Origin of the sequence: Paracoccus seriniphilus (assembly GCF_028553745.1) — a bacterium.
GTDB classification, from domain to species: Bacteria; Pseudomonadota; Alphaproteobacteria; order Rhodobacterales; family Rhodobacteraceae; genus Paracoccus; species Paracoccus seriniphilus.
The window spans coordinates 968,282-983,673 of the sequence record NZ_CP067129.1; the positions used below are offsets into that span (position 1 = coordinate 968,282).

19 protein-coding genes are annotated in these 15,392 nt (G+C 63.4%); 18 read left to right on the forward strand and 1 reads right to left on the reverse strand.

Annotation, left to right across the window (positions count from 1 at the left end; genetic code table 11):
* From JHW44_RS04770 to JHW44_RS04785, 4 genes are all read left to right on the forward strand, one after another.
* Positions 1–756, forward strand: coding sequence for a F0F1 ATP synthase subunit A (locus JHW44_RS04770; RefSeq protein WP_245846832.1), 756 nt, complete (start codon positions 1–3; stop codon positions 754–756).
* Positions 757–846: 90 nt separating this feature from the next.
* Positions 847–1,083, forward strand: coding sequence for a F0F1 ATP synthase subunit C (locus tag JHW44_RS04775; protein ID WP_089343169.1), 237 nt, complete (start codon positions 847–849; stop codon positions 1,081–1,083).
* Between the two features lie 74 nt (positions 1,084–1,157).
* Positions 1,158–1,787, forward strand: coding sequence for a F0F1 ATP synthase subunit B' (locus tag JHW44_RS04780; protein ID WP_089343168.1), 630 nt, complete (start codon positions 1,158–1,160; stop codon positions 1,785–1,787).
* Positions 1,784–2,344: a F0F1 ATP synthase subunit B gene (locus JHW44_RS04785; RefSeq protein ID WP_089343167.1), complete on the forward strand. Its 561-nt coding sequence runs from the start codon at positions 1,784–1,786 to the stop codon at positions 2,342–2,344. Before JHW44_RS04780 ends, JHW44_RS04785 begins: the two co-directional genes overlap by 4 nt.
* Positions 2,345–2,731: 387 nt before the next feature.
* Here JHW44_RS04785 and JHW44_RS04790 read toward each other — a convergent pair whose 3' ends face one another.
* Positions 2,732–3,394 carry a YiaD family glycine zipper/OmpA-like lipoprotein gene (locus JHW44_RS04790; protein WP_089343166.1) on the reverse strand — a complete coding sequence of 221 codons (663 nt, stop codon included), beginning with the start codon at positions 3,392–3,394 and terminating at the stop codon, positions 2,732–2,734.
* 207 nt (positions 3,395–3,601) lie between these two features.
* Between JHW44_RS04790 and nth the strand changes: the two genes are divergently transcribed.
* The 14 genes from nth to JHW44_RS04860 all read left to right on the forward strand — a co-directional run bounded on the left by nth (position 3,602) and on the right by JHW44_RS04860 (position 15,389).
* The gene (nth, locus tag JHW44_RS04795) at positions 3,602–4,264 is read left to right on the forward strand and encodes an endonuclease III (RefSeq protein ID WP_089343303.1); all 663 of its coding nucleotides are present in this window, start codon (positions 3,602–3,604) and stop codon (positions 4,262–4,264) included.
* Complete coding sequence (locus JHW44_RS04800; RefSeq protein WP_089343165.1) at positions 4,261–5,271, forward strand: adenosine kinase; 1,011 nt, start codon at positions 4,261–4,263, stop codon at positions 5,269–5,271. Before nth ends, JHW44_RS04800 begins: the two co-directional genes overlap by 4 nt.
* 180 nt (positions 5,272–5,451) lie before the next feature.
* On the forward strand, positions 5,452–6,714 hold the full coding sequence (fabF, locus tag JHW44_RS04805; protein ID WP_089343164.1) for a beta-ketoacyl-ACP synthase II: 1,263 nt from the start codon (positions 5,452–5,454) through the stop codon (positions 6,712–6,714).
* A complete protein-coding gene (gene mltG / locus JHW44_RS04810; RefSeq protein WP_089343163.1) occupies positions 6,711–7,895 on the forward strand; it encodes an endolytic transglycosylase MltG in 1,185 nt (394 codons plus the stop codon). The genes fabF and mltG overlap by 4 nt, the downstream gene beginning before the upstream one ends.
* Positions 7,896–8,022: 127 nt before the next feature.
* A complete protein-coding gene (locus JHW44_RS04815) occupies positions 8,023–8,460 on the forward strand; it encodes a hypothetical protein (RefSeq protein WP_089343162.1) in 438 nt (145 codons plus the stop codon).
* A 315-nt stretch (positions 8,461–8,775) separates the two neighbouring features.
* Positions 8,776–9,195, forward strand: a complete 420-nt coding sequence (locus tag JHW44_RS04820; RefSeq protein WP_089343161.1) for a hypothetical protein — start codon at positions 8,776–8,778, stop codon at positions 9,193–9,195.
* Positions 9,146–10,492: a DNA-packaging protein gene (locus JHW44_RS04825; protein ID WP_089343160.1), complete on the forward strand. Its 1,347-nt coding sequence runs from the start codon at positions 9,146–9,148 to the stop codon at positions 10,490–10,492. The genes JHW44_RS04820 and JHW44_RS04825 overlap by 50 nt, the downstream gene beginning before the upstream one ends.
* A gap of 94 nt (positions 10,493–10,586) precedes the next feature.
* Positions 10,587–11,771, forward strand: a complete 1,185-nt coding sequence (locus JHW44_RS04830) for a phage portal protein (protein WP_089343159.1) — start codon at positions 10,587–10,589, stop codon at positions 11,769–11,771.
* Positions 11,772–11,775: 4 nt separating this feature from the next.
* On the forward strand, positions 11,776–12,006 hold the full coding sequence (locus JHW44_RS04835; protein ID WP_089343302.1) for a GTA head formation protein, RCAP_rcc01685 family: 231 nt from the start codon (positions 11,776–11,778) through the stop codon (positions 12,004–12,006).
* 3 nt (positions 12,007–12,009) lie between these two features.
* Complete coding sequence (locus JHW44_RS04840) at positions 12,010–12,540, forward strand: HK97 family phage prohead protease (RefSeq protein WP_089343158.1); 531 nt, start codon at positions 12,010–12,012, stop codon at positions 12,538–12,540.
* A 132-nt stretch (positions 12,541–12,672) separates the two neighbouring features.
* Positions 12,673–13,839, forward strand: a complete 1,167-nt coding sequence (locus tag JHW44_RS04845) for a phage major capsid protein (RefSeq protein WP_089343157.1) — start codon at positions 12,673–12,675, stop codon at positions 13,837–13,839.
* A gap of 187 nt (positions 13,840–14,026) precedes the next feature.
* On the forward strand, positions 14,027–14,644 hold the full coding sequence (locus JHW44_RS04850; RefSeq protein WP_089343156.1) for a head-tail connector protein: 618 nt from the start codon (positions 14,027–14,029) through the stop codon (positions 14,642–14,644).
* The gene (locus JHW44_RS04855; RefSeq protein ID WP_089343155.1) at positions 14,641–14,973 is read left to right on the forward strand and encodes a head-tail adaptor protein; all 333 of its coding nucleotides are present in this window, start codon (positions 14,641–14,643) and stop codon (positions 14,971–14,973) included. Before JHW44_RS04850 ends, JHW44_RS04855 begins: the two co-directional genes overlap by 4 nt.
* Complete coding sequence (locus JHW44_RS04860) at positions 14,970–15,389, forward strand: DUF3168 domain-containing protein (protein ID WP_089343154.1); 420 nt, start codon at positions 14,970–14,972, stop codon at positions 15,387–15,389. Before JHW44_RS04855 ends, JHW44_RS04860 begins: the two co-directional genes overlap by 4 nt.
* The last annotated feature ends 3 nt before the right edge of the window (positions 15,390–15,392 follow it).

The window sequence follows — 15,392 nt, forward strand, 5'->3', positions numbered from 1 at the left end:
GTGGCGACCGAAGCGCATGGTGAAGCAACCGGCCTGACCTTCCACCCGATGGATCAGTTCATCGTCAAGCCGTTGTTTGGCGACGGACCCGTTCACTGGTATACCCCGACCAATGTCACCCTGTGGATGGCCGTGGTCGCACTGGGCATCATTGGTCTGCTGGTTCTGGGGACGCGCGGTCGCGCCATTGTTCCCAGCCGCTCGCAGTCGATTGCCGAGCTGGCCTATGGCATGGTTCACAAGATGATCGAGGATATCGCAGGCAAGGAAGGCCTGAAGTATTTCCCCTATATCATGACGCTGTTCATGTTCATCGTCTTCTCGAACTTTGCCGGTCTGCTGCCCAAGGCATTCACCGTGACCTCGCATATCGCCGTGACCGGTGTTCTGGCATTCGCCGTCTTCTTTACCGTGACGGCCATCGGCTTCATGAAGAACGGGGCGCATTTCCTGGACCTGTTCTGGGTGCGTTCGGCACCGCTGGCGATCCGCCCGGTCCTGGCCGTGATCGAAGTGATTTCCTACTTCGTCCGTCCGGTCAGCCACTCCATTCGTCTTGCAGGCAACATGATTGCCGGGCACGCCGTCATCAAGGTTTTCGCGGGCTTTGCCGCCATCGCAGCCGTGGCCCCGGTTTCGATCATCGCTGTTGTCGGCATGTATGCCTTTGAAATCCTCGTGGCCTTCATCCAGGCGTATGTCTTCACGATCCTGACCTGCGTTTACCTGAAGGACGCGCTGCATCCGTCGCACTGATCGCGGCGGCAGCCTTTCCACGGCCTTGCCCACGGGCGGGGCCTGACCATCAACCAGAATTTACAACTTCCAACCGCAAGGAGTATCATCATGGAAGGCAATATCGGAGAACTGGGCCAGTACATCGGCGTCGGCCTGACCGCTATCGGCATGGGCGGAGCAGCAATCGGTGTGGGCAACGTTGCCGGCAACTTCCTCTCGGGCGCCCTGCGCAATCCTTCGGCCGCAGCCGGCCAGACCGCTACGCTGTTCATCGGCATGGCCTTCGCGGAAGCTCTGGGGATCTTCTCGTTCCTGGTCGCGCTTCTGCTGATGTTCGCGGTCTGATCCTTCGCCATCCTTGCGGCGGGGTGGGGGAATTTCCCCGCCCCTTCGTGACCTGATAGGCCAAGGGGTAGGAAATGTTCAGCCTGTTGCAAGAGGCCGCCACGCACGCGGCCGAACACACCGAAGACGCTGCCGCGGCTGTGGCGCAGCACGGCGATGCCGCTGCGCATGGTGCCGACGCGGCCGGCCACGCTGCCGAAGCCAGCACCGGTCTTCCGCAGCTCGATCTCAGCAGCTTCCCGAACCAGATCTTCTGGCTCGTGGTGACGATCCTGGTGCTTTACTGGGTGCTGTCCAAGATTGCGTTGCCCCGGATCGCCGCGGTCATCTCGGACCGGCAGGGGGCCATTACCGGCGACCTGATGGCTGCCGAGGAATTCAAACAAAAGGCCAAGGACGCCGAAGCTGCCTATGACAAGGCGCTGGCGGATGCCCGGTCCGAAGCTCAGAAGATTGTCGCCGCCAACCGCGCCGACATTCAGGCCGAGCTGGACAAGGCAATTGCCAAGGCTGATGCCGAGATTGCTGCCCGCACGGCGGAATCCGAAAAGCGTCTGGCCGAGATTCGTGAGTCCGCAGCTGCGGATGCCAGCACCGTTGCACGTGACGTGACGGCGGAACTGGTGCGCAGCTTTGGTGGTTCCGTGGATCAGGCTGCTGTCGATCAGGCAGTGGATCAGCGCATGAAAGGGGCCGTGCAATGAAACGTTTTGCAACGATCGCCATCGCATCGCTGATGGCCGGCCCGGCCGCTGCGGCCAGCGGTCCGTTCTTTTCGCTGCGCAACACCGATTTCATCGTGTTGGTGTCCTTCCTCGTCTTCGTGGGCGTGCTGGTTTACTTCAAGGTGCCCGGACTGATCGGGTCGCTGCTGGACAAGCGCGCCCAGGGGATCCGTGCGGATCTGGACGAGGCACGCCGCCTGCGTGAGGAAGCGCAAGAGATCTATGCCAATTACGAGCGCCGCCAGCGCGACGTTCAGGCTCAGGCAGATCAGATCGTGGCCAATGCGAAGCGTGAAGCCGAGGCGCAGGCCGCAAAGGCACAGGCTGATCTGAAAACCTCGATCGAGCGTCGCCTGCAGGCAGCAGAAGATCAGATCGCCAGCGCCGAGAATGACGCTGTGCGTGCCGTTCGTGACAGCGCCGTGCAGACGGCGGTGTCGGCGGCCTCGGAACTGTTGGCTCAGCAGGTCAAGGCAGGCCAGCGTTCGGCCGGAATTGACGACGCCATCGAAGATGTGGCGCGTCGCCTCAACTAAGACATTGCGGCTGCTTTTGCCGTTTTGAAAAGTGACGAGGGACAATGATACCCCCGGCCCGAAGGCCGGGGGTTCTTTCGTTCGTCAATATCGTCTGCTCTGACGTTCGAAAGATCACGGACGGAACTCTGTTGCCGTGGTGGTCTGGCTCTCTGGCAGTAGAGGTGAACAGGCCACACATGATTGCCGACCGTCGGGGACAGTCGCGGCGAGCCCTGTCGCGCAGTAACTAGATGTGCGGATAAGTCGCAGATTTCCAGCAAAAATTTGACCATTTGATCAATAAACGTGACGTCATGCTGGCACAACTGCAGGTTGTGTCATTGATGCAACGAAAAACGGAGCCGGTCAATCCCGGCTCCGAAGGGGTCTGCAATCGCAGTCCGATCAGCTGTTGGGACGGATCAGGATTTCCACGCGGCGGTTCTGCGCGCGCCCCTGTTCGGTCGCATTGGAGGCAACCGGCTGATCCTCGCCACGGCCGACGGCAACGATGCGGCTGCCTGCAACACCACCGGCGGTCAGGATGCCGGCGACGGATTGCGCACGGCGTTGCGACAGATCCATGTTGTAAGAGGCGCTGCCGGTGTTGTCGGTATGGCCGACGACCTCGACGCGGCTGTTGGGATATTCGTTCAGGTTACGCGCGACCGCATAGAGATCGTTTTGCGCAATGCCCGAGACCGCAGCCGAATCGGTCGAGAACAGAATCCCTTCGGGCAGCACGACTTGCAGATACGAGCCGTGATTCACGATCTGGACATTGGGGTTCTGGACGGCCTGTTCCAGCGCCGCCGCCTGACGGTCAAGGATGTTTCCGGCAATCGCCCCGGCTGCCGCGCCAAGGATGGCGCCTTTTACGGCGTCCTTGCCCTGACCGTTCTTGTCGCTGTCGCGGGTTCCCCCCAGAACGGCACCGATTGCGGCGCCTGCAAGGGCCCCTTGCTGGGCCTTGTTCATATTGCCCAGCCCGGTCGCGGCGGGATCGGTGCATGCCCCGAGGGCCGTCAGGGCGGTGGCGCCGAGGATGGTCGTGATTTTCAGGTTCATGTCTCTGTGATCCCTGTTCCTGTTGACTGTTTCCGATGGCGCTTCCGGCAAGCTGCTTGGACCGGCCGCGACATGCTGCCCGGTTAACCTGTCGCAGTTGTCGGCGGAATGGAAGCGGGGTCGAGGGGCAGGGCGATGACGTTTCCGCGTGCATCGGCAGTATTTTGCGCGCTTGCATTGCCGCGTGGCTGCGTTCAAAACGCGGCCATGGCCCAATCCCGTCGCATCCCCCCCGCCTTGCCCTTTTCCGATCAGGTCGCGATCTTCGAGCGGCTGCAGGCTCATGATCCCTCGCCAAAGACCGAGCTGAACTATACCAACCCCTATACGCTGGTGGTGGCGGTGGCCCTGTCGGCGCAGGCGACGGATGTCGGCGTGAACAAGGCCACGGCCGAGCTGTTCAAGGTCGCCGATACGCCGCAGAAGATGCTGGATCTGGGGCTGGAGCGGCTGACCGACCACATCAAGACCATCGGGTTGTTCCGGCAAAAGGCCAGGAATGTCATCGCGCTGTCGAAGATTCTGGTCGAGGAATACGATGGGCAGGTGCCCGACAGCCGCGCCGCGCTGGTCAGCTTGCCGGGGGTCGGGCGCAAGACGGCCAATGTCGTGCTGAATTGTGCCTTTGGCTATACGGCGCAGGCGGTGGATACGCATATCTTCCGGCTTGGCAACCGCACCCGGATCGCGCCCGGCCGTGATGTCGAAGAGGTCGAACATGCCATCGAGGACAATGTTCCGGTCCGGTTTCAACAGAACGCCCATCACTGGCTGATCCTGCATGGACGCTATATCTGTCAGGCCCGCCGTCCCAGATGCGCGGTCTGTATCATCAACGACCTTTGCCCCTATGAGGAGAAAACCGCATGACCACGCCCTATGTGATCGGAATTGGCAACGCGGTCATGGATGTCATCTCGCCCGCCGATGATGCCCGTCTGCAGGCGCTTGGCGTGCAAAAGGGCATCATGCAACTGATCGAGCGTGAGCGTTCGGACTATCTGACCGCCGCGCAGGCCGAAGATCAGGCCGTGAAGGCCAAACTGGTGCCCGGTGGCTCGGTCGCGAACACACTGGCCGGGATCGGGGCATTGGGTCTGAAAACGGCCTTTATCGGCCGCGTTGCCGATGACCCGCTGGGGCTGAGCTATGCCGAGCAGACCGAGGCCGCAGGCACCGTATTCGTGAACCCGCCGGTGATGGGGGGCGATCTGCCGACCTCGCGCAGCATCATTCTGGTCACGCCCGATGGCGAGCGTTCGATGAATACCTATCTGGGCATTTCCGCCGAGCTTGGCCCCGATGATGTGAACCCTTCGGTCTTTCAGGGTGCGGGCTGGCTGTTTCTGGAGGGCTATCTGTTCGACAAGCCCAAGGGCAAGGAGGCCTTTCTGAAGGCCGCGAAATCCTGTCACGAGGCCGGAGGCCAGGCAGGCATCGCGCTGAGTGACCCGTTCTGCGTCGATCGTCACCGCGAGGATTTTCGCCGGTTGGTCGCGGGGCCGATGGATTATGTGATCGGCAATGTCCACGAATGGACCTCGCTTTATCAGACCGATGACCTCGAGGCGGCGCTGGCACAGGCGACGGCGGATTGCGGCACGGTGATCTGCACCCGCTCGGGCGAGGATGCGATCCTGGTGCGCAATGGCGAGCGGGTCAGCGCCCCGGTGCACAGGATCGTGCCGGTGGATGCGACGGGCGCGGGCGATCAATTCGCTGCGGGGCTGATCTATGGGCTGGCCACCGGCGTTCCGCTGGAGGTTGCGGGCCGCATGGGATGCATCGCCGCCGCCGAGGTGATCGGCCATGTCGGGCCGCGTCCCGAACGCGATCTGCGGGCGGATTTCCGCGCGGAGGGTCTGCTGGCGGACTGATGTCGCCGGTCCGGGCCTGCGGGTTGAAATCGGGCGAAATCCCCGGAAATCGCGCGTTTTGACGCCATGGCTGCGCGCTTCACGCTGTCTGGTGTCGGGGCGCGCGCCAGTGTTGATGCGTTGCGTGCAACGGTTCGGGCGTGTATTACCGCCCGAAACTATGCAGGCAAGGACATGAAAATGCGCAGGGTTGTTGTCACGGGACTGGGGATGGTCACACCGCTTGCCTCGGGCGTCGAAGCCACGTGGGAGCGTTTGCTGGCGGGCAAGTCGGGTGCCGGGCCGATCACACGCTTTGACCCCAAGGATGTGGTAACGAAATACGCTTGTGAAATTCCGGTGGGCGATGGCAGCGACGGGACCTTCAATCCCGACGACTGGATGGCCCCCAAGGACCGGCGCAAGGTCGATGATTTCATCCTTTACGGCATGGCGGCGGCTGAACAGGCGGTGCGTGATGCCGATTGGAAACCCGAAGACGAAGAAGAGCGTCTGCGCACCGGCGTGATGATCGGGTCGGGGATTGGCGGGCTGACCTCGATTGCCGAGACGGCCGTGCTGATCAAGGAACGCGGGCCCAAGCGTGTCTCGCCGTTTTTCATTCCCGGTGCCCTGATCAACCTGGTCTCGGGTCAGGTGTCGATCCGCTATGGCTTCAAGGGGCCGAACCATGCGCCTGTGACGGCCTGTTCGACCGGTGCCCATGCCATTGGCGATGCGGCGCGGCTGATCATGCTGGGTGATGCCGACGTGATGCTGGCCGGCGGTGCGGAATCGCCCATCAGCGAGATCGGTATTGCCGGTTTCAACGCCTGCAAGGCGCTGTCGACCAAGCGCGAGGACGATCCGCAGGCCGCCAGCCGCCCCTATGACGAGGACCGCGACGGTTTCGTCATGGGCGAGGGGGCCGGTGTCGTCGTTCTGGAAGAATATGAACATGCCAAGGCGCGCGGCGCCAAGATCTATGCCGAAGTGCTGGGTTACGGCCTGTCTGGCGATGCCTATCACATCACCGCTCCGGCAGAGGATGGCGATGGCGGCTATCGCGCCATGCAGGCGGCCCTGCGCTCGGCAGGGCTGGAGGCCGACAAGATCGATTACATCAACGCGCATGGCACCTCGACCATGGCCGATACGATCGAGCTTGGCGCGGTCGAGCGCCTGCTGGGGGACGCGGCCAAGAATGTGGTGATGTCCTCGACGAAATCCAGCATCGGGCATCTTCTGGGTGCCGCAGGTGCGGTCGAGGCGATCTTCTGCGTTCTGGCGATCCGCGACCAGATCTGCCCGCCGACCATCAATCTGGACAATCCGGCGGTCGAGCCGCAGCTTGATCTGGCAGCGAATGCGGCCGTGCGGCGCAAGGTTGATATCGCCCTGTCCAACAGCTTTGGCTTTGGCGGCACCAATGCAAGTTTGGTGCTTGGGAAGGTTGAGGGATGATCTGGCGCAATATCGCCTCGAATTTCCTGACTTTGTCGATCGTGTTGCTGCTGGCCCTGGCTGGTGCGATCGCCTGGGGCAAACATCAGTTCAGCGGCCCCGGTCCCAGCAATATCGCCCAATGCGTCCAGATTGCGCCGGGGGCCAGCCTGAATGCGGTCAGCCAGCAGCTGGCCGCGCAGGGTGCGGTGTCCAGCGCCTATATCTTTCGGGCCGGAGCGGATTATCTGGACAAGTCCCGCGACCTGAAATTCGGCAGCTATCTGATCGAGCCCAACGCCAGCATGAAGGACATCGTCGATGTCATCACCGCTGGCGGGCCTTCGACCTGTGGCACGCAGGTGATCCTGCGCGTCGGGGTGCGCGCGAACAGCGTGCTGTTGCGCGACATGAACCCCGATACCGGAGCCTTCGAGGAAATCGCGCGTTTTGATCCGGCCTCTGGCGATGTGCCCGAGGTCATCGCGGCGGCACAGCAAAAGCCGGACGCGCGGCTGCGCATCACCGTGGCCGAGGGCGTGACAAGCTGGCAGATTGCCGAGGCACTGAAGCAGGTTGATTTCCTGTCCGGAGAGATCAAGGGCGTCCCCGCCGAGGGCAGCCTGGCGCCTGACACCTATGAGGTGGAAAAGGGCAGTGAACGTGCCGCATTGCTGGCCGAAATGGCCAAGCGTCAATCGGCGATTCTGGCCAAGGCGTGGGAGGAACGCCCCTTCGGGCTGCCCTACAAGACACCCGAAGAGGCGCTGATCATGGCCTCGATTGTCGAGAAGGAAACCGGTGTCGCCGAAGAGCGCGCACAGGTTGCCAGCGTCTTTGTCAATCGGCTGGAGCAGGGGATGCGGCTGCAAACCGACCCGACCGTCATCTATGGCGTGACCGGGGGGCGCGGCGTGCTGGACCGTGGCCTGCGCCGGTCGGAACTGAATGCGACGACGCCCTATAACACCTATCGGATCGACGGCTTGCCGCCCACTCCCATCGCCAATCCGGGGCGCGAGGCCATACAGGCCGCGCTGAACCCGGCGGATACGGATTACATCTTCTTCGTGGCCGATGGCAGCGGTGGCCATGCCTTTGCGCGCACGCTGGAAGAGCATAATGCGAATGTGGCGCGCTGGCGCGAAATCGAGTCCCAGCGCGGGCAGGCCGTCGACACTCCGGTGCAGGACGGCGGCTGAGTCGCATCCGATCTTCGCATAGGGTTTGACAATGCCCGTTCCTCGCCGCAGGCTTTGCGGCAAGGGGCGGGCTTTTTCAATGGCGTAGGCTGCGCCGGCCCGGGCCTCTGATACAGGAGGATTCGCGATGAAACTGTCCGATATGTTTTCCACCCTGGCTGAAAATGCGCGCATGTTCGAAGAACGCGCGGCCCAATGGCAGGACGAAATGTCAGCCAGAAATGACGAGATGACCGCCAGCATGCGCAAATGGCAGGAAACTGCCATGCAGCGGCAGGAAGAAATCAACCAGCAGATGCGCGGCTATTTCGAAGAAGCCGGCGAGAATGTTCGCAATCAGTGGCAGACCATGCAGAGCGCCTGGGAAGAACAGTTCCAGCGCATGCAGGAGAAGGGCGAGGAAATGCGGGAGGCAGCCAAGAAAAGCGGCCATTTCCCGGATTGGGCCGAGGCCTATGCCGCGCAAATGGTATCCTTTGCACAGCGCATGCAGGATGAGGCCTCGAATGCCATCGCCGCCGCAACCGAGGCGCGCGCCAAGGACGACACGAAGAAAAAAAGCTGATGCCAGCGGCGTGAAGGGGCGCCCGTTGCAGGTCTTGCGGCGGGCGATTCCATCGCAAAAAAGCGGCTGCGCAACGCGAAATCCTGCCGTGTTGCGCAGCGCACGCAACGGTGTTGCGCAGGTTCAAGGTTTTGAAAATCATGCGGAATTCGTGAATTGCCGCGCAACCAGAGGCATTGTGGATTGACTGAGCGAACGCCTTGAAGTAGAAATTCCCCATGCTGGGAGAAATGGGCAAGCGGCCAGGGGGAGACCTCGGGGCCGTTTTTTCATTTCTTGGCTCGTGCGGACAGGACACGAGGCGGGACGGCTTGCATGAACGATATGAACTGGCGCGGAATCGATGATTTCGAAGGATGCACGGTATCCAATACGGATGCCGGGGCAGGCTTGGGTGATCAGACCGCAGAAGCGCGACGGGACTGCAGCCCGGAAGAGGCGATATCCGTCGCCGAGGGACTTTTCTGGTCCTATATCCGGGACTTGAAGCAACATGAGGCGGCATTGGAGGCGCGTGAGCGCGGTGCCGTGGATCCAGCAGAATTGAAAGAGGCCACGCGCAGTGCAAAGGCCGTCCGTGAGGCGGTGCATTTGCTGCTGGCGGAAAGGAACCGGGTTGACAAACTTCGCAAGGATATTGCCGGCGGGGTCGGAGCAGGGCAGCTTGACCTTGACTCGGCAAGAGATGAAATCGGGCGCCGCCTGGCTTGCCTCCGCCGAGCCAAGGGAGGTTGATGCCTTTCTGGAAGGGCTGTCGGAGAACGCATTGATGGCGCTGCCCTGGCTGTTCGAGTTCTGGGCATTGCCCCATCAGTTGCCGCCCGAGGGCGACTGGAAAACCTGGGTCATCATGGGCGGGCGCGGTGCGGGCAAGACCCGTGCCGGTGCCGAATGGGTGCGGCGGATGGTCGAGGGGCCGACGGCGGCCGCGCCGGGGGCCTGTCGGCGCGTGGCGCTGGTCGGCGAGACCTTCGATCAGGCGCGTGAGGTCATGGTGATGGGCGAAAGCGGCATTCTGGCCTGTTCTCCGCCCGATCGGCGCCCCGTCTGGGAGGCGGGGCGGCGCCGCTTGGTCTGGGCGAATGGCGCCACGGCGACCGTCTATTCCGCGCATGAACCCGAGGCGCTGCGGGGGCCGCAGTTCGACGCCGCCTGGGTGGATGAGCTGGCCAAGTGGAAGAAGGCCGAAGAGACCTGGGACATGCTGCAATTCGCGCTGCGGTTGGGTGAACATCCCCAGCAGGTGATTACCACCACGCCGCGCAATGTCGGGGTGCTGAAGCGGATCTTGCGCAATGCCTCGACGGTGACGACCCATGCGCCGACCGATGCCAACCGCGCCTATCTGGCCGAGAGTTTTCTGGCCGAAGTCGAGGCGCGTTATGGCGGCACTCGGCTGGGCCGTCAGGAGCTGGAGGGAGTTCTTCTCGATGATGTCGAGGGAGCGCTGTGGACGAATGCAGGGCTGGAGGCCTGTCATGTCGATGAGGTGCCGCAGCTGTCGCGTGTGGTCGTCGCGGTCGATCCGGCGGTTACGTCGGGCAAGGCCAGTGATGAATGCGGGATCATCGTCGCGGGCGTCCTGTCCGAGGGCGAGCCGCGCGACTGGTGTGCCTATGTCCTTGAGGATGTATCCGTGAAGGGCAGCCCGACGGATTGGGCGCGGGCCGCGATTGCCGCAATGGAACGTCATGGTGCGCAGCGGCTGGTGGCCGAAGTGAACCAGGGCGGCGATCTGGTGGAAAGCGTGATCCGACAGCTCGACCCGCTGGTGCCATTCAAGGCGCTGCGGGCCTTGCGCGGGAAGGGGCTGCGGGCCGAGCCGGTGGCAGCTCTGTATGAACAGGGTCGCGTCCGGCATCTGCGCTCGGGCGGTCTGGGCGCGCTGGAGGATCAGATGTGCCAGATGACGGTGCGGGGGTTCGAGGGTCGGGGCAGTCCCGACCGGCTGGATGCGCTGGTCTGGGCGCTTCATGAGCTGATGGTCGAACCGGCCTCGGCCTGGCGGAGACCGCAGTTGCGGCGGCTGTAGCAGTGATCCGGCCGCGGTGTGGGCTGGGTGACAAGGGAATTTGAAAGGCCGCCTGCCGGGGCGGCCTTTTTCATGGCCGAATATGGAGGCGAGAATGGCATTTCGATTGTTTTCGCGCGAGCAGAGATCCGCGCCCGCGCCAGAGGGAAAGGCCAGTGCCACCGGACGCGTGGTGGCATTTGCAAGCGGCATGGGTCGGGCGGTCTGGTCGGCGCGTGACAGCGCCAGCCTGACGCGCGGGGGCTTTGTCGGGAATCCGGTCGGCTTCCGTTCGGTCAAGCTGATCGCCGAGGCTGCCGCCGCCGTACCGCTGCTCTGCGAAGATGCGGCGCGACGCTATGACAGCCACCCGGTGATTGATCTGCTGCGCCGTCCCAATGCCGGACAGGGCCGTGCCGAACTGTTCGAGGCGCTGTATGGGCAATTGCTGCTGTCGGGCAATGCCTATGTCGAGGCGGTGGGAGTGACGGCGCAGGGTCTGCCCGAGGAAATGCATGTGCTGCGTTCGGACCGGATGAGCATCGTTCCGGGTGAAGATGGCTGGCCGGTCGCCTTTGACTATGCCGTGGGCGGGCGCAAGCATCGTTTCGACATGACCGGCAGTCCCGATCCGATCTGCCATATCAAGAGCTTTCATCCCCAGGACGACCATTACGGGCTGTCGCCAATGCAGGCCGCTGCGGTGGCAATGGATGTGCATAACAGCGCCTCGGCCTGGTCGAAGGCGCTGCTGGACAATGCGGCCCGGCCATCGGGAGCGATTGTCTACAAGGGGGTTGACGGGCAAGGGGTGCTGAGCCCGGAGCAATATGACCGGCTGGTGGGCGAAATCGAGATGAACCATCAGGGTGCGCGCAATGCCGGGCGTCCGATGTTGCTGGAGGGCGGGCTGGACTGGAAGCCCATGGGATTCAGCCCCAGTGACATGGAGTTCCACGAAACCAAGCTGAGCGCCGCGCGTGAGATCGCCCTGGCCTTTGGCGTGCCGCCCATGTTGCTGGGGATTCCGGGGGATGCGACCTATGCCAACTATGCCGAGGCTCATCGCGCCTTCTATCGCCTGACGGTGCTGCCGCTGGCGACGCGGGTCACGGCGTCCGTGGCATGGTGGCTGTCCGAGCATCTGGGGGCAGAAATCGGCTTGCGCCCTGACCCGGACCAGATCCCCGCCCTGGCCGCCGAGCGTGATCAGCAATGGGCGCGGATCAGCGCCGCGACCTTCCTGAGCGATGCCGAGAAGCGGTCCCTGCTGGGGCTGCCGCCGCGGGACGATGGGTGAGCCGATGGACGGGTCGCGCTTTCTGAAGGACGGGTCATGGCATGATCCGCGTTTCGAGGCGCAGGAACGCATCATGGCGCTGCAGTTTGGCAGCATGGAAAAGCGTCTGGAGCGGATCGAAGCCCTGATCGAGGGGCTGGAGCGGCGGCTGTGGATGACGGTCTATGGCGTCGTTGCCGTCATCCTGACGCAGGCGTTGCAGGGCATTCTGGACTATGCGCCGAAAGGAGGGTGAGCAATGACACCGGGACTGGAAGTGAAATTTGCGGGCGGGACTCCGACGCTGACCGACGGTCATGTGATCGAGGGATATGCCAGCCTGTTCGGTATGACCGATCAGGGGGGCGACGCCGTTCGGGCGGGGGCTTTTTCGGCGGGGCTGCGCAGGCTGGCCGACAAGGGCGACAGGGTGCGCATGCTGTGGCAGCATGACCCGGCCCGCCCCATCGGCGTCTGGGATGAGGTGCGCGAGGATGAAAAGGGTCTGTGGGTCAAGGGGCGTCTGCTGCCCGATGTGGCGCAGGCCCGTGAGGCAGCGGCGCTGATTCAGGCCGGGGCTATTGACGGGCTGTCGATCGGCTATCGAACCATTCGCGCCGAGCGTGACCAGAAGGGGCGGCGGGCGCTGGTCGAGGTCGAACTGTGGGAAGTGTCGCTGGTGACATTCCCGATGCTGCCCGAGGCCAAGGTCGGGCGCAAGGACAGCGACGATCTGCGCGAGGTCGCCATGTTGTTTTCCGCTGCCGCCGAGGCGCTGCGCAAGGAATAGCCGGCGGCCGGAACTGACCGGCGGCCGATCGGAATTTCAGCCGTGATATGGGGCTGAAATCGGCCAGGGACGCCAGTTGCGCTCCCGGGCCCTGGGGCGGTCAGCCCCGACTATCGCGATGAGGAGAAGACCATGACCGAGGTGAAAGCCGCGGGCGGCGGGGACATGTCCGTCGATCTGAAGGGGGCCATGAGTGAGTTCGTCTGCGAACTCAGGGGCTTTCGTGAAGATATTCAGAAAAAACTGCAAGCACAGGAAGAACGCATGAACATTCTTGATCGCAAGACTGCCATTCGTGGCCGCGCTCCGCTGTCGACGACCGCGGAAACCGAGCTTCCCCATCAAAAGGCTTTTGCGGCCTATCTGCGCAGCGGCGATGATGATGGTCTGCGCGGCCTGACCATCGAGGAAAAGGGCCTGACGGTGGCCAGCGACGGCGGTTTTCTGGCCGCGCCCCAGGTCGCCGAGACGGTGCAGCAGGCGCTGCGCAGCAGTGCTTCCCTGCGCAAGCTGGCCAATGTCGTCACTGTGGAATCCTCGTCCTATGAAGTGCTGATCGACAAGGATGACATCGCTGCAGGCTGGGCGACCGAGGCCGCCGCGGTTGAAACCGGCGGCGGCGGGATCGAACGGATCTCGATTCCGGTTCACGAATTGTCGGCCATGCCCAAGGCCAGCCAGAGATTGCTGGATGATGCGGCCTTTGATGTCGAGTCCTGGCTGGCCGAGCGTATTGCCGACAAATTCGCCCGTTCCGAAGCCGCCGCCTTCATCAGTGGTGATGGTGTGGACAAGCCGCGCGGGATCCTGAGCTATCCCATGGCCGAGAATGGCACCGAGGTGGATGGGCAGATCGGCATGCTGTCTATGTCTGCCGGAATGGATGGCGGCGACGGTACGACTTTGGCGGAAAAGCTGATCGAGCTGATCTATGCGCTGGATCCGGGATATCGGGCGAATGCCTGCTTTGTCATGAATTCCAAGATCGCGGCCGCAGTGCGGAAATTGAAGGACAACGATGGCCGTTTCCTGTGGAACGATGCGCTGTCATCGCAACAGGATTCGCAGCTGTTGGGCTATCCGGTGTTGATCAGCGAGGACATGCCCAGTGTCGATACGAACGGTCCTGCCGCGCTCTTTGGCGATTTCCGGTCCGCTTACACGGTCGTGGAACGCCCCGATCTGCGCGTGCTGCGCGATCCGTTCAGCGCCAAGCCGCATGTGCTGTTCTATGCGACCAAACGTGTCGGCGGCGGCATCACCGATTTCCGCGCGGTCAAGATCTTGCAGTTCGCCTGATCGATGATCGGGCGAGGGAGGGGGCCGCACTTGGTGTCGGCCATGCCGGCTTTGCAACTGTCCGCGCGCGCTGATGGCTGGCGCGCGGGTGCGGCCTCTTCCCGCAGGTGACGGTTCGGGTGGGGCCCGGGACGGGCCCCGCCAGGGTGGAATGACGAAGCGGACGGCAGGACGGGAGGTTCGCGAGATGATGCTGATAGAGGAAACGGCGCCTGCGGCGGAGGCGCTGCCCGTGACCGCGCTGCGCGAGCATTTGCGCCTGGGATCGGGTTTTGACAGCCCCGAGGAGGCGGCGGAAACCGCTGCGCTGACGGGGTTTCTGCGCGCGGCCATGGCGGCGATCGAGGCACGGACCGGCAAGGTGCTGCTGGCGCGCCGGTTCCGCATGCGCATAGACGAATGGCGCGACAGGCTGGCACAGCCGCTGCCGCTGGCTCCGGTAGATGAAATCATGGCGATCCGGATCGATGACGGCGACGGTCAGATGACCGAGTTGTCGGCGGAAAGCTGGCGGCTGGTGCCGGACAACCAGCGCCCGCTGATCCTGCCGACGGGCGTGATCTTGCCCAATGTGCCCCGGCGCGGATCGGTCGAGGTGATCTTTACCGCCGGTTTCGGCGAGACATGGCAGGCGGTTCCTGCCGATCTGGCGCAGGCGGTGCTGATGTTGGCCGCGCAATATTACGAGGATCGCGGATCGGACAGTGCCAGAGGCGGAATGCCTTTCGGAGTCAGCGCGCTGATCGAACGCTGGCGTCAGGTGCGGGTATTGGGTGGCCGGGGTCATCGGGGAGGGCGCCGATGACCCCGGGCAGGATTCGGCTGGAGCTGGAGGAAGCGCAGCGTCAGAACGACGGTCTGGGTGGCCATGTCGTGACCTGGCGGCGGCTGGGCGTGCTGTATGGTGCGATGGATTCAGGCAGTGGACGGCGCAGATCGGCGCAGGTCGGGCCAGAAAGCGTGGTCAGCTGGCGGATCACCGTAAGGGGCGCGCGCGCCGGCGACCCAAGACGTCCGCGCGCGGGGCAGCGTTTCCGTCTGGGCCAGAGGCTGTTTCGCATCGATGCCGTGGCCGAGAAGGACTCCGCCGGGCGCTGGTTGACCTGCTTTGCAACAGAAGAGGTTCAGGCATGAGCTATGCAGCAAGCGTTGCCTTGCAGTCGGCGGTCTATCTGCGGCTGCGGGATGATGAGGCCCTGACGGCGCTGGTTGGCGATGCGATCTATGACGCGATGCCGGTCGAGGCGCCATGCGGGGTCTATGTTTCGCTTGGCCCGGAAGACGTGCGCGAGGCGGGTGATATGACCGGCGACGGCTCTCGCCATGACTTCATCGTTTCGGTGCTGTCCGGCACGGATGAAACCGGGGGGTTCGCTGCGGTCAAATCCGCTGCGGTGGCAGTATGCGAGGCTTTGGAGCGGAACGATCTGGTCCTGGAGCAAGGAAAGCTGGCGGGACTGTGGTTTCGCCGTGCGAAGGCGCGGCGGGTGGAAAACGGTGCGGCGCGCAGGGTCGATCTGACCTTCCGGGCCCGCGTCGATTTGGGCTGAGGA